The organism is Flavobacteriales bacterium, from assembly GCA_019694795.1.
Classification (GTDB): Bacteria; Bacteroidota; Bacteroidia; order Flavobacteriales_D; family UBA2798; genus UBA2798.
In genome coordinates this window covers 1-14,338 of the sequence record JAIBBF010000058.1, presented here as the reverse complement: position 1 = coordinate 14,338, position 14,338 = coordinate 1, and the positions used below count along the sequence as shown (strand labels likewise).

Annotated in this window: 10 protein-coding genes; 6 read left to right on the top strand and 4 right to left on the bottom strand. The window is 41.6% G+C overall.

Going from position 1 to position 14,338, the window contains the following annotated elements; genetic code table 11:
- Positions 1 to 333 precede the first annotated feature (333 nt).
- Positions 334 to 564, top strand: coding sequence for an SWIB/MDM2 domain-containing protein (locus tag K1X56_12915; GenBank protein MBX7095614.1), 231 nt, complete (start codon positions 334 to 336; stop codon positions 562 to 564).
- 69 nt (positions 565 to 633) lie between these two features.
- On the opposite strand, the gene K1X56_12910 is transcribed toward K1X56_12915, so the two are convergent.
- Entirely contained in the window at positions 634 to 1,677 is a 1,044-nt protein-coding gene (locus K1X56_12910) for a PorP/SprF family type IX secretion system membrane protein (GenBank protein MBX7095613.1), read from the bottom strand.
- Complete coding sequence (locus K1X56_12905) at positions 1,674 to 3,803, bottom strand: choice-of-anchor L domain-containing protein (GenBank protein ID MBX7095612.1); 2,130 nt, start codon at positions 3,801 to 3,803, stop codon at positions 1,674 to 1,676. The genes K1X56_12910 and K1X56_12905 overlap by 4 nt, the downstream gene beginning before the upstream one ends.
- A gap of 149 nt (positions 3,804 to 3,952) precedes the next feature.
- Here K1X56_12905 and K1X56_12900 point away from each other — a divergent pair, with 149 nt between their 5' ends.
- On the top strand, positions 3,953 to 5,209 hold the full coding sequence (locus K1X56_12900) for a DEAD/DEAH box helicase (protein MBX7095611.1): 1,257 nt from the start codon (positions 3,953 to 3,955) through the stop codon (positions 5,207 to 5,209).
- Here K1X56_12900 and K1X56_12895 read toward each other — a convergent pair.
- A complete protein-coding gene (locus tag K1X56_12895; GenBank protein ID MBX7095610.1) occupies positions 5,184 to 6,290 on the bottom strand; it encodes an alpha/beta hydrolase in 1,107 nt (368 codons plus the stop codon). The two genes, K1X56_12900 and K1X56_12895, sit on opposite strands and share 26 nt — an antisense overlap.
- A gap of 94 nt (positions 6,291 to 6,384) precedes the next feature.
- On the opposite strand from K1X56_12895, the gene K1X56_12890 reads away from it, so the two are divergent.
- Positions 6,385 to 9,609, top strand: a complete 3,225-nt coding sequence (locus K1X56_12890; GenBank protein MBX7095609.1) for a PDZ domain-containing protein — start codon at positions 6,385 to 6,387, stop codon at positions 9,607 to 9,609.
- Positions 9,610 to 9,614: 5 nt separating this feature from the next.
- Here the strand turns inward: K1X56_12890 and K1X56_12885 are convergent, their stop codons facing one another.
- Positions 9,615 to 9,755, bottom strand: coding sequence for a hypothetical protein (locus K1X56_12885; protein ID MBX7095608.1), 141 nt, complete (start codon positions 9,753 to 9,755; stop codon positions 9,615 to 9,617).
- Here K1X56_12885 and K1X56_12880 point away from each other — a divergent pair.
- The 3 genes from K1X56_12880 to K1X56_12870 form a co-directional block, all read left to right on the top strand.
- Positions 9,738 to 10,028 carry a hypothetical protein gene (locus K1X56_12880; protein ID MBX7095607.1) on the top strand — a complete coding sequence of 97 codons (291 nt, stop codon included), beginning with the start codon at positions 9,738 to 9,740 and terminating at the stop codon, positions 10,026 to 10,028. The genes K1X56_12885 and K1X56_12880 overlap by 18 nt on opposite strands.
- 57 nt (positions 10,029 to 10,085) lie before the next feature.
- On the top strand, positions 10,086 to 12,581 hold the full coding sequence (locus K1X56_12875) for a DUF2309 domain-containing protein (protein ID MBX7095606.1): 2,496 nt from the start codon (positions 10,086 to 10,088) through the stop codon (positions 12,579 to 12,581).
- Between the two features lie 9 nt (positions 12,582 to 12,590).
- Positions 12,591 to 14,338, top strand: a 1,748-nt coding sequence (locus tag K1X56_12870; protein MBX7095605.1) for a hypothetical protein, incomplete at its 3' end; no start/stop codon positions are given.

Below are 14,338 nucleotides of genomic sequence, written 5' to 3'. Positions count from 1 at the left end.
TGTGAATTTGTTAGCAACTCGGTTAGAAATTTTTTTGCCTTCCCCCATTGTTATTTGAATTACTATTTCCAAATTGCACAAACAAAATCTATCATCATGGCAAAGAAAGTTGCACCAAAAAAGAAAGCTGCCGCTAAGAAGCCGGCTGCTAAGAAGCCAGCTGCTAAGAAAGCTGCTGCTAAGAAACCAGCTGCTAAGAAAGCTGCTGCTAAGAAACCAGCTAAGAAAGCTGCTCCTAAGAAAGCTGCTGCTAAGAAAGCTGCTCCTAAGAAAGCTGCTAAGAAAGCTGCTGCTCCAAAGAAGAAAACCGCTCGTAAGCCTAATGAGGCTTTCATGCGTGCTCTTACTCCAAGCGCAGTTTTAGCTGAAGTTGTAGGTAACAAGGCTATGCCGCGTACCGAAATCGTTAAGAAGATTTGGGATTACATTAAGAAGAACAAACTTCAAGACCAAAAGAACAAGCGTATGATCAATGCTGATGCTAAGCTTAAAGCTGTATTCGGCGGAAAAGGTCAAATCTCTATGTTCGAACTTGCGAAAGTTGTTTCTAAGCACGTTAAGTAATTTTGAGATTTTCTCAAATGAGAATAGGGGGCCTAGTGCCCCCTATTTCATTTTATGCCTGTTCATTGCTTATTCGTAAATCGGCTTGCGGTCTCTTAAACTTTTGTTGATCCCGTAATAGATCAAACTTAATTCTGCCCCACCGCGACGTTTCAGCGCTTCTCCGTAAACCGAAACACTCAGGTCGTAACAAAGACCGATTCTCAGATTTTCGTTCTTATAGGCCGCTAAAAGACCCAAAGCATCATTATAACGATACATCACGCCTCCTTCAATTCCGGTTTTGTGTTTAAAGGAAGTTACCTGCGAGGTGGGTTGGGTGGATACAAATAAACTGGCTCCTGCCTGAATTTCCATGTGGACCCCCTGCATGGCAAACATAGCACGGGGAATTAAAAAGATCGGATGCGCATTTTTAATTTTTAAATCAATCTCCGAGCGAAAATAAGCGGTGATGCGTGGATCTATATTTCCATTTAGTAAAGGATCATTTTTTAATTTTGGCGAAGTGAGGTGTGCTACTGATGCACCAATATTGGTACTCGCTCCGTTTTTGCGCGAAAGACTTAAAAAGTTTAATCCCGCATTCAAATCGAAATACCTGGCTTTTAACATTCCGTTGTATGCTTCATTGCTCGGAAGTGATGCGTCGTATTGAAAGCCGTCGTATTGATTATCCCACGTTGCTGCACTGAGGTCATTTCTGAATCCTCCTTTGCCGGCGGAAATCCCAAGACTAAGGTATTTGTGTTCACCCACCGTTGTAATTCCACTCACCGCAATGCCCATTTGGGTTTGTCGCGTTTTATTATCACCCATGGTGGAAAAACCATAATACAAACCCAAACCTAAATTACTTCTGCTGCGCTCTCCGCCTTGATAACGTAATAAGGGAACATCGGCAGAAATCATGGTGGAGTTGGTGGGACGAACCAGTTTATGCCATTGGTTGCGGGTAATCAATGAGCCACGGTAATCACTCTGTTCAACCATTCCCGCAGAGGCAGGATTTATGAAAAAGGGTGAATTTTCAAATTGAGTAAAATGTGCATCCTGTGCAAATACCTTTCCGGCAAAACAAAGACTTAATAGAAGGAGTGTGTTCTTTTTCATCGTACCAGATTTACTTCACCGGAAAAGGTGGCTGTTCCTGCATCATTAACATATTCTACTTCGAGAGTGTAAACATATAATCCAACCGAAGCCGGAGCTCCATTTACAGTTCCATCCCAACCTTTGTCGGGTTGAAAGGAGTCAAACATGACCTGTCCCCATAAATCATAAACAATAAAGTGCATGTGTAAAATGGTGTATCCTCTTGCATACAACACATCGTTGTTGCCATCGTTATTCGGAGAAAATGCGGAGGGGACAAAAACATCTTTTGGCACATCAACGGTTACGGTTACATCGTCGGTAGATACACAACCGTTTGCGCCGGTTACACTTAATGTGTAGGTGGTTGTCACCATTGGTGCTGCAGTGGGAATAAAACAATTGCTGCAGGTTAAATAATAATCCGGACTCCACATCGCATTTCCTGCTCCAGTTCCGTTCAACGAACAATTGGTTTGTAAATAAGTAATCGTTTGGTCGGGACCCGCATTCACCGAGGGTGATGGAAGTACGGTTACAATTACCTGATCTGATCCGGTACATCCCGCAGCTGTTGTTACATTCACCGTGTAGGTGTGACCGGTAGAAGAATTAAATGTTGGATAAGCAAGATTACTTGCATTTAATCCTGCTGATGGTGTCCACTGATAACTGGCACCGGAATAACCATCAATTTGAGCACCTAAAACCTGATCGTGTCCAGAACATACGGTTATATCAGGACCAGCATTTACAATTGGATTTGCATTGTAATCCACATTAAAACTCTGCGACCAATAACAACCTGCCTGGTCAATCACTTCTGCCACATAGGTGATGTCTTGAGTGGGAGCAACAATAACATTATTCTGCGCAACGCCATTCCACAAAACAGTATAAGCAGGGAATCCGCCGCTCACATTTAAATTCAGTGTAACGGTTTCTCCGGCACAAATAGTAGTATTCGAATTCATGTTGCCTACTACCAGCGGATTTTCATCTTGAATATAGAGCGTATAGGTAACCGGAATCTGTTCACCACAAGGCGTGGTGAGGGAATACGAAATAACAACGGTTTCAAATCCTTCGGTAATTCCATCGGCGATCGGAACAATTTGAATGGTAATTAAACTATCATTTGAACTTAAGGTATAAGTGCTTGGGATATTGTTGTAATCGGTGCCATTGGTTGCGGTACCACCCAGGGTGATGTTGATGTTTTGTCCCTGAACAAATCCGGTTGGGTTATAGATGTTAATATCAAAGGGACGACATCCTTCTACAATGATTGAATCGGAAAAAGCGCCGCCATCGAAATAGCCGATACCGTTACTGTAAACACCGCGCTCTTCCAGAAACAAACCACTATCGAAGCCATCGTTTCCAATATCTGCAAGAATGATTTTTATGTGATAAACAGAATCGCATACAACATCTGCGGTTGCGGTAAGTTTATCGGTATACCCGTCGAATTCGAATAGACCGGAAATATTATCGTTATAATAGGCAGATGAGCCCGAGTTGATGCAACCACCAACGTTGCCGAACACACCGGGAGTTCCGTTGTTAATGGAATTAATTCCGGCAGGCATGCTCGAGGAGGGAACCAACGAAATGAGATCGGCATTGTTTTGAAACGTGCCACTGATTCCTGAACCGCTGATTAAAATGGCAAATACATCTGCATCATTTCCGCAAACATATTCCTGGTATTCTTCAGAGGCAAAAACATAACGCATACCGAATTGGTTACCGGTAACCTGAACGTCAAATTCCATAATGAACCAATCGAAAATTGAATTTCCGTTACCGAGCGTCAGAAGGTCGGCATCACTGGGATTGCTGTTTCCAATGGATGCAGAAGTTGCAGAACTATCGTTCGCTTGAGCGGCAGAAATGGCTTTACCGGTAGATAGAACTACACCCGATGAAGATCCGATTGCTGAATAAGCATTTGAATAATAGCCCACCTGTTGCGCATTGTTACCCGAAAAGGTGACATTGAAAATGGATAGTCCGCCACCGGATAAAACATTGGGACCTAAAAATAAAGGATCGCTGTTATTGCCTCCTGTGGCAACATTCATTTGTGAGAATACAGTAAAAGGAAAAATTGCCGCGGCAAAAAGTAGAAAGCGTTTCATAGTTGAACGAAGTGCTGCAAAGTAAAACAAAAGGATCATTCAACATGCGCTTTCTTGTCATAATACTACCAAAGGTTGGATTTATAAAACTAACGGTAATTGCTCAACTGTTGAAATAATGGTAACTTGGCCACATGGATAACACCGAATTGGCATTTGCAGACCTGGGTCTCGACGATTATATTCTCGATGCGTTGGACGCAATGAACATTCTCCGCCCAACACCCATTCAACAACAATCCATTCCCCTGGTGCTTCAGGGGAGAGATTTAATTGCCTGCGCACAAACCGGAACAGGAAAAACGGCGGCTTTTGTTTTGCCCGTTGTGCATCGTTTACTGGAAGAACCTTCCGAAAAAACCAGTGTATTAATACTTGCACCAACCCGGGAGCTGGCTGTGCAAATCGACCGCCAGATTGAAGGATTAAGCTATTTTGTGAATGTGAGCTCAATTGCGGTATATGGTGGAGGAGAAGGAGAAGTTTGGGAACGGCAGAAAAAAGCCTTTCAATCGGGAGTTGAAATTATTGTTGCTACACCCGGACGATTGTTGTCGTTTTTAATCAGCGGTGTATTAGATCTAAGTTCCATTCGCTTTTTGGTATTGGACGAAGCCGATCGTATGTTGGATATGGGTTTTTATGATGACATCATGCGCATCATTTCTCATATTCCAAAGGAAAGACAAACGCTATTGTTTTCCGCAACCATGTCCACCAAAATCCGTCAACTCGCTACTTCTATTTTAATCAATCCCGCTGAGGTTACCGTTGCTATTTCTAAGCCGGCCGCAGGAATTGATCAGCAGGTTTATTTTTTAAATGATGATGAAAAAGATAAGCTCTTGTATTCTGTTTTAAAGGACGAAAAATATCAGTCCATCATTATTTTTTCATCGAGCAAGGACAAGGTAAAAGATCTTTACAGAAACATCCGTCAAAAAGGATTTTCCTGTAAAGGATTTCATTCCGATTTAAAGCAAGCCGAACGCGAGGAAATCATGCTCGATTTCCGGAATCATAAAATCAGAATTCTGATAGGAACCGATATTTTATCGAGGGGAATAGATGTAGAGGGAATTGATCTGGTAGTGAACTACGATGCTCCGCATGATGCAGAAGATTATGTACACCGCATTGGAAGAACAGCACGCGCTGCTTCTACCGGAACGGCCATTACCTTAATCAGCCGCAAGGATTTTCCAAAATTCCGCCGCATAGAAACATTGATTGGTCAGCAAGTAAAGCGCATGGAAATTCCGGAAGAGATCGGTAAAGGATGGAAAGAATCGGACTCTGATAAATCCTCCGCTTCACATTCCAGAAAGAAAAAACCATTTTTTAAGAAGAAAAAAAATGGAACAGGTAAAGGTCCCGCCACTAAGCCAAATACTCCGAACGGATAAATTTATTTTCCTCCGGATCAAATTCTGCCAGTAATCGTTTTCCTTCCTGAATGGGTTCTCCGTTAAAGTAATTTTCGTGCAGTGCTTTAAACAGATTGCGGATAATACATTCTTTGTTTTGGAAATAATTGTGACCAATAAATCCTGCATCTTTTCGCGTTAACAAAACGAGATCTACATTATCAGGCAAACGCCGCGGATCCGGAGCTTCATCGCCGCCCAGGCGGTGACTACTGCCGAAAATATTTCTTGAAATCCAAAGTGCTTTATCGTCTTTATTGTGAAATAAAATAACACGTTTTGCCAGCGCATGAATACCGTTTTTGGGAGTGTCCTGCTCAATGTACATAGTGTCCTCATCCAAATCTGCACCTGTCATCACCAGCCGGTGGAAAAAACCGTTGAATTGGTTTTCTGAAATCACGCCATTTTGTTCCAGCGCTTCCAATTCAAGCATCATTTTTTGAAGAATCCGGTTTCCCATCGATTGTGCGTGGAATACAAGTTTTGGCGACCAGTTTTCGAAGAGTTGATCGGGATCGGCTTGCATGTAGTTAAATAGTTTAACCATTAAACTTGCCAGCATGATTCCCATTTTTTCTACATCCTTTTCTTCGCCGTGCTTATACTCAGCTTTTCCCTGAGAAGGCCAGCTGAGCAATAAAATTCTGCCTACCGGAGAACCCCAGTCCTTGTTCTTGTAGTAATGTTTATGGAGCGGCTCCAATTGTTTGTGGATTTCGGAATGAACGTTATTTCCGAAACCGAATAAATAGATATATAAGAGATCTTCCCCCTCTGCTTTTAGTCCCGCAAACATTTCGCGCAAAAAGGAAGAGCTTTCTTCCCCGGGTTGGTGGAAGCCATCGGGACGAAAATAATAATCTCTGCTTTCGGGGTGATTTCCATTATGAACGAAGAACGGAGCTTTGAGCTCATCTTCCACGGTATATCTTCCAAAACTTAGAAATTCATTCGCGGCATCACCGTTTTTTTCGGTGGCAATGAGGGGACGTTTATACGTGTAGCCTCTGGAAACAGACTTTAACGGCCGGGATGAGATAACGTGGTGAACAATCATACTGAAATAATTAGGATTTCAATTAAAAATATAAAATTGTTCGTTTGAATTCTCTTTTTGTTTTACATTTAGTTTAAATCCAAAAACCACTGCTATGAGACTGGCCTTTATTTTAAGTGCTCTATTGTTACAAACTTCCCTTTTTGCATCCTGGTACCGTTACCCCAGTATTTCTCCCGACGGAAAACAAATTGCTTTTGCAGCCTATGGAGATGTTTGGGTGGTGTCGTCGGAAGGTGGACAAGCACGGCAGATTACCTCGAATAGCGCTTATGATTTTATGCCGGTTTGGAGTCCCGACGGAAAACAAATTGCATTTGCATCCAACCGCAATGGAAATTATGATGTGTTTTTGGTATCGGCAGAAGGAGGAGAACCACTTCGTTTAACCTATCATTCTTCTTCAGATTTCCCTTACACCTTTTCTCCCGACGGGAAAGAAGTGTGGTACGGATCGGCCCGTTTAGATGATCATAAAAACGCCATGTTCCCCTCGCGTGTGTTGCATGAGATTTATTCCGTTTCAATAAATGGCGGAAGAGAAAAAATGAATTTCAGTGCACCGGCAGAAGCATTGCAGTTTTCTCCGAATGGAAAAATGATTTTAATGCACGACCGTAAAGGATACGAAGATCAATGGAGAAAACACCATACCTCCTCCGTTACGCGCGATATTGTGTTGTACGATGTAGCAGCTAAATCATTTAAAAAAGTGGCCACCTGGAAAGGTGAAGACCGAAATCCGGTTTGGATAAATGATAGCGAATATTATTTTCTCAGCGAAAAGTCCGGTTCATTTAATATTTGGAAAGGATCCATTAATGGCGAGTCGCACCAATCGCAAATCACTAAACACGAAAAACATCCTGTTCGTTTTTTAAGCAGTTCTAAAGACGGAGTTTTGTGCTATAGTTTCGATGGAGAAATTTACTTATTCAAAAATAATACATCGCAAAAAGTAAATATTATAGTAAAAGCAGATGTTCAGCAAAATGAACTGATTCCGATGTCGGCCGGAAACGGTTTTTCGGAATTTGCACTTTCTCCCAATGGGAAAGAAGTCGCATTAATATATCGCGGTGATGTATTTGTGAGCTCCGTAAATCACAGCACCACCAAGCGCATTACGAATACACCCGGACAAGAACGTTCGGTTTCATTTTCTCCTGATGGAAAAAAATTGCTTTATGCTGCCGAACGCGGAAGCAGTTGGGATTTATTTGAAGCCAGCTTAAGTAATGCCGACGAAAAATATTTTTACAACAGTACGCTCATCACCGAAAAATGCCTTAGTAATAAAGCAGAAGAAGAATTTCAGCCCAAGTATTCTCCCGATGGAAAAAAAGTTGCTTATCTCGAAGAAAGAACCACGGTGAAAGTTTTGGATTTGGCGAGCGGAAAAAGTGTTACGGCTATGGAGGGATCTTACAATTATTCCTACTCCGATGGCGACCAGAATTTTGTTTGGGCTCCTGACAGCAAATGGCTTTTGGTTGAATTTTTTGAAAATGAGCGTTGGAGTTCAAACATCGGATTAGTAAGTGCCGATGGCGGAAAAAAACCGGTAAACATTTCACGCAGTGGTTATGGAAACGGTAATCCAAAGTTTATGATGGATGGAGAAATGATTGCATGGACCACCGATAAATACGGATTCCGCTCGCACGGTAGCTGGGGATCGCAAACGGATGTTGAGGCGATATTTCTGACCAAGGAGGCCTGGAAAAAATTCTCGGCTACAAAAATGGAAAAAGAATACGAAGAGGAAATCCAAAAAGAAAAGGATAAAGATAAAGACAAGGGCAAAGAAGAAGCGAAGGGCAAAAACACAAAGGACAGTAAAAAAGAAGAAGAGAAAAAAGAAGAAGTAAAAGCTTTAAAAATTGATGAAGATGGATTGCAGGATCGCAGGGTTCGTTTAACGATTCACTCTTCGTTTTTATCGGATTATTTGATAACCAAAGATGCTTCACAGATGTTTTATTTGTGTCAGTTCGATAAAGGATTTGATTTATGGACCACCAAATTTAAAGACAGTGAAACCAAATTGCTGGCTAAAATGGGAAGTTCTCCTTCGGGATTGGAATTCGATAAGGAAGAGAAGAACATCTATTTGATGAAAAATGGTGTTTTGGTTAAAATCGATGTAAGCTCCGGAAGTGTTAGTCCAATTTCAGTGGATGGTCAATACGAATGGAAACCCAATGAAGAACGCGCTTACATGTTTGAGCATGCATGGCGACAACTCAAAAAGAAATTTTACGTGGCAGACCTGCATGGTGTAGATTGGGATTTTTACAAGAAAGAATACGGAAAACATGTTGCAGAAATTCGTACCGGTCAGGATTTTGCCGAATTACTTTCTGAAATGCTTGGAGAAGTGAATGCCTCACATACCGGAGCAAGTTTTCGTTCTATGAACCCAAATGGCGATCAAACCGCATCGCTGGGTTGTTATTATGATCAGACTTATTCCGGAAAAGGATATAAGATTGCGGAGTTAATGCCAAAAAGTCCACTACTCCAAAGCGGAAAAATAAATGCAGGTACACTCATCACCGCGATAGACGGTGTAAGCATTGATGAAAACACAAATATTTATTCCTTATTAAATCGCAAAGCGGGAAAAACGGTATTGGTGGAGTTTAAGAAAGATGCAGCGGTGTGGACCGAAACCATTAAGCCGATTTCTCAATGGGAAGAAAGTGATTTGGCTTATTTGCGTTTTATTCAAAACTGCGAAAAAATGGTGGATCAACTTTCAGGTGGTAAGGTTGGTTATGTTCATGTAGAGGGAATGAACAGTGAAAGTTTTAGAGAAGTTTTCGATAAAGCTCTTGGGAATTTAAATACCAAATCGGCATTGATTGTTGATACGCGTTTTAACGGCGGAGGATGGCTGCATGATGATTTGGCCACTTTGCTAAGCGGAAAACGTTACATGAATTTTGAACCGCGGGGACAAAAAAACATGGGTGGTGAACCACTGAATAAATGGCAAAAACCTTCATGTGTGTTAATGTCGGAAGGAAATTATTCCGATGCGCATCTTTTCCCCTATACCTACAGAGCGCTTGAGATCGGAAAACTGATTGGTATGCCGGTTCCCGGTACAGGTACGGCAGTTTGGTGGGAAACCATGATTGATTACAGTACGGTATTCGGAATTCCACAAGTTGGAATGCGCAGTATAAAAGATGGTTATCTGGTGGAAAACCATGATCTGGTTCCGGATATTCAGGTGGAGAACGACTGGAACACTGTCCTAAAGGGCCAGGATCTCCAACTGGAAGCTGCGGTTAAGGAAATGCTGAAATAAGGGTATTAACTCTTTTTTAACGGCACATCAAGTGCGAACTGACGAATATTAACGATATTTGCACTATCGTTATGTGTTCGTCCCGCATTAACCGCCTCATCACCTTTGGTCTGATCCAACTGGTATTTTTGTTTTCCGTTCAACATTATTTCTCTGAAATAAAAGAAACGGAAAAATCAATCTGTGTATTACAAAAAGCACTTCCTTCTGCCACCGATTACAACGCGGTTCCCGAAGCGGATGAATTAATCGTTGAAAAGGATAAAGGCGATGAACGCAGCGAGCTTCTGTTGTCCACCTTTCAATGTTCTACTTTAGAATTTTTCCCTAGTCCATTTATTTTTTACGGAATACATTCCGAACCTTCTTCCAATTACTCAACGCCGGTATATCTTCGGGTAAGGACATTACTGATTTGATTCAGGACAGTTTTTAGAATTAAAAACATTGTCCATTTTCAAATTATTCGTCCTACTATGAAAACTGAACACCATGTTTTTGATGAACATCATGTCCTTCATCAATTGCATCATTACCTGCCTGCCCAGGCGCCATTAAAAGATTTTGTTCACCACAATACGCTGCATGCGTTCCAGCATAATTCCTTTTTTAAGGGATTATCCATGGCCGAAGAAATGTTCGGTTACCGCGTTACCTTATCACTTCGTGAATACCGCGAGTTGTATTCTAAAAAAGTAATCCGCGAAGAAATTATTGAAGACCGTATTCGCCGGAATAAAGGTGAAGCAGCACTAAGCGAGTGGAAAGAAAAAATGCTGCACAACTCCTATTCCACACAAGGAGAACCACGCATTGGAAAATTGCGCTCGCAATGGAAAAAACAATTCGGTATCGATCTCGACAACATGGTTCATCCTTTGTTGTTCCGCATTCTTTGCAGCTATCTCGATCAGGGAATTTCAATTTGGAATTTTCCAATTAGCCATAAAAATTTCCTGAATTCCATTCGTGAAATGGAACGCAATAGTTTTACCAGTTTTTTCCGCACCCAAAAGGTGAAGAAAATGGTCATGGAAGAACGACTCGAAATTCACACCCTGTTACAACGCATTGTTGGGGATGAACGTTTGTTTGAAAGTTATATATACGATCAGCAATTTGCACATCCGGGCTGGTCGGGTATGGTGGCTGTTCTTGAATCTCAACCGGAAGGATTGCTCGACCGAAGAAAAATCACCTTGTCGGATTTAATTATTCTGGAACTTTTATTGGAGATCGATGCCATGGAAAGTTTCCTGGGTGAAAACTGGCAGCCTTTGTGCGAACGGGTAAAAGAAGTTCCGATTCCCTTATTTGCTCCGGTAGAAAATTCAGAATTACATGATGTCATTCGCTTATGGCAGGAGTCCTACGAATGGAGTTATTATGATGAAGTATTGGCTGGACTCTTACGCAACCGCAAAGACCGTCCGGTGCCTGCACATCCTTCTTTTCAGGCAGCGTTTTGTATCGACGATCGCGAATGTTCTATACGTCGACATCTGGAGCATGCGGATGGGAATTGTGTGACTTATGGTACTCCCGGATTTTTTGGAGTAGAGTTTTTTTACAAACCCGCAGGCGGAAAATTTGTAACGAAGCTTTGTCCCGCACCGGTAACGCCCAACTATTTAATTAAAGAGCTTGAAGCAAAAGGTAAACGGAAAAAAGATGTTCACCTTTCCAAACGTTCGCATGGATTAATACGTGGCTGGATCATTTCTCAGACGGTTGGATTCTGGGCGGCCTTGCGTTTGTTCTCCAATATTTTTCGACCGCGAATTTCAGAAGCAGCGGCTTCTTCTTTCCGTCACATGGAAAAAGGATCGCGCTTGCAAATAGAATGCACCAATCCCGATCATAAAGAAAATGGATTGCAAGTTGGTTTTACCATTGAGGAAATGATTGTTCGTGTAGAAGGTGTTTTACGTTCTATCGGATTAATTGAAAATTTTGCTCCGTTGATTTACATGGTTTCACATGGTGCAAGCAGTGTAAACAATCCGCATTATTCGGCTTACGATTGCGGAGCATGCTCGGGTCGTCCCGGTTCCGTAAATGCACGCGTGATCAGCTTTATGGCCAATCATCCGAAAGTGCGTGAAGCATTAAAGCAAAAGGGAATTGATATTCCGGAAAACACCCAATTCATCGGCGCGATTCACGATACCACGCGGGATGAAATAATGTTTTACGATGAAGAAAGTATATTTCCTTCCAATCAGGAATTGCATCAGAAAAACATAAAACTGTTTGAGCAGGCACTTGATGCGAATGCAAAAGAACGCTCCCGCCGCTTCGAATCAATCAATACAGGAGCAGATCTCCACTCGGTGCACGATCGTATCCGTGAGCGCGCTGTTTCCTTGTTTGAGCCTCGTCCGGAATTAAACCATGCAACGAATACTTTGTGTATTGTTGGACGAAGAGAATTAACCAAAGGATTATTTCTCGACCGGAGAGCATTTATGAATTCCTATAATTTCGGAATAGATCCGGATGGAAAATATTTGTTCGGTATTTTAAAGGCAGCTGCACCCGTGTGCGGAGGTATAAATCTGGAGTATTATTTTTCCCGGGTTGATAATTATAAACTCGGTGCCGGAACAAAATTGCCCCACAATGTGATGGGATTATTCGGAGTGGCCAACGGAGCCGATGGTGATCTGCGTCCTGGATTACCCTCGCAAATGATCGAAGTCCACGATCCGATTCGTCTCCTCATCATTGTGGAGCATGATCCGGATGTCATTCTTAAAACCATTCAAAGCAATGCCGATACCTATGAATGGTTCGAAAAGGAATGGGTGCATTTAGTGGCTGTACGTCCGGCCGACCGCGAACTGTTTTATTTTAAAAACGGACAATGGGAAGTTTATCATCCTTTCCGTGATCGTGTTCCTGAAGTGCATGATCTGGATCGGGAATTTGAAAAAAGTATGGACAATTTACCGGTGATCATAACCGACTAATGCATGATTATGGAACATTTTATTCACCTCTTTTTGCTTTTACCATTTTCGGCATTGTTGTTTAGTTTACTACTACCTGCAACAAAAGAAAAATGGATTTCAGGAACGGCATTTGTTTCTGTGGGACTCCAATTCCTCCTTGGAGTAGCCTTCACTATTTACTGGTTGTTTCATCAGCATCATACCATTTCCATTAAGGATTTATCCTTATTTAAATCGGAAGGCTATGAATTTTTTATTTCACTTTATTTCGATAAAGTAACCGCAGTGTATTTATTGGTTGGTGCCTTTCTTACGTTTATGGTCACCATGTACTCCCGTTTTTACATGCACCGTGAGAATGGATACAAACGCTTTTTCAATACGATTTTATTTTTCTATCTCGGATATAACATCACCATTTTATCCGGAAACATAGAAACTTTATTTATTGGTTGGGAAATGCTGGGGATCTCTTCTTTCTTACTCATTGCATTTTACTGGCACCGTTATTTACCGGTGAAAAATGCCATGAAAGTATTTTCAGTATATCGTATTGGTGATATCGGTTTAATTTTGGCGATGTGGATGAGTCACCATCTCTGGCATGAGAATGTAACTTTTGCAAAACTGAACAATGCGGAACTGGTGAATCATCATTTGCAGGAACACAGTTTTATTGGCATCGCTATTACTGCAATGATTCTATTGGCTGCAGCAGCAAAATCTGCGCAATTACCTTTTTCTTCCTGGTTACCGCGAGCGATGGAGGGACCCACACCTTCCAGTGCTATTTTTTATGCTTCTCTATCGGTTCATATTGGTGCGTTTATCTTACTTCGTACCTATCCCTTCTGGGAGCACCAAACGGTGATGAAAATTCTGATTATCTCATTGGGATTATGTACAAGCGCGGTGGCTTCTGCAATTGGAAGGGTGCAATCGTCCATTAAAAGTCAGGTAGCCTATTCTTCCATTTCTCAAATCGGACTCATCTTCGTAGAAATTGCATTTGGACTGGATGATCTGGCCTTAATTCACTTTGCAGGAAATGCATTTTTAAGAACGTATCAGCTATTGGTTTCACCATCGGTGGTAAGTTATTTGATCCGCGAGCAGTTTTTTAATTTTAAACCGCGTCCGGAAACCATTGAGGATAGTTTTCCCAAGCGTATGGCTTATTCGTTTTACATGTTGTCGGTAAAAGAATTTAATCTCGATATGATCATGTACCGCTATTTGTGGTCGCCCATTAAATGGGTCGGGTATCAGTTGCGGTTCCTGACATTCCGTCGCGCTTTCATTTTGTTTTTTCCGCTATATGCATTGGGATTATTTTTCCTTTTTGTATCGGAAGAAATTATTCCTGCAGAAGTAAAAGCCTATTTGCCTGCTGTGTTTTCTTTATTTGGTTTAGCCTTAACACTTAAAGCATTCAGCGAACGTAAACATGTGTTGGAAGCATGGTTTTATTTAATCATGAATCATTGTTGGAATGCTCTTGCTATTTCATTTAACGAGCATTTTAATTTGCAGCATGTGTTTTTATACCTGAGTGGAGTGGTTGTATCGGGTATAGCAGGTTTGGCGGTGTTACGTTATTTGCAGCAAAGAGAAAAGAATTTCGATCTGGCAAATTTTCACGGACATTCCTTTGAACATCCGCGTTTAGCATTTGTGTTTTTATTGTCGTGCTTAGGAATGACCGGTTTTCCGATTACACCAACCTTCATTGGTGAAGATTTAATCTTTTCACATATTCATTCCGATCAATATGT

Excerpts from the sequence above, each read along its gene's own strand:
- K1X56_12895 (MBX7095610.1), bottom strand. The coding sequence starts at position 6,290 with ATGATTGTTCACCACGTTATCTCATCCCGGCCGTTAAAGTCTGTTTCC.
- K1X56_12910 (MBX7095613.1), bottom strand. The coding sequence starts at position 1,677 with ATGAAAAAGAACACACTCCTTCTATTAAGTCTTTGTTTTGCCGGAAAG.
- K1X56_12905 (MBX7095612.1), bottom strand. The coding sequence starts at position 3,803 with ATGAAACGCTTTCTACTTTTTGCCGCGGCAATTTTTCCTTTTACTGTA.
- K1X56_12890 (MBX7095609.1), top strand. The coding sequence starts at position 6,385 with ATGAGACTGGCCTTTATTTTAAGTGCTCTATTGTTACAAACTTCCCTT.
- K1X56_12885 (MBX7095608.1), bottom strand. The coding sequence starts at position 9,755 with ATGTTGAACGGAAAACAAAAATACCAGTTGGATCAGACCAAAGGTGAT.
- K1X56_12875 (MBX7095606.1), top strand. The coding sequence starts at position 10,086 with ATGAAAACTGAACACCATGTTTTTGATGAACATCATGTCCTTCATCAA.
- K1X56_12915 (MBX7095614.1), top strand. The coding sequence starts at position 334 with ATGCGTGCTCTTACTCCAAGCGCAGTTTTAGCTGAAGTTGTAGGTAAC.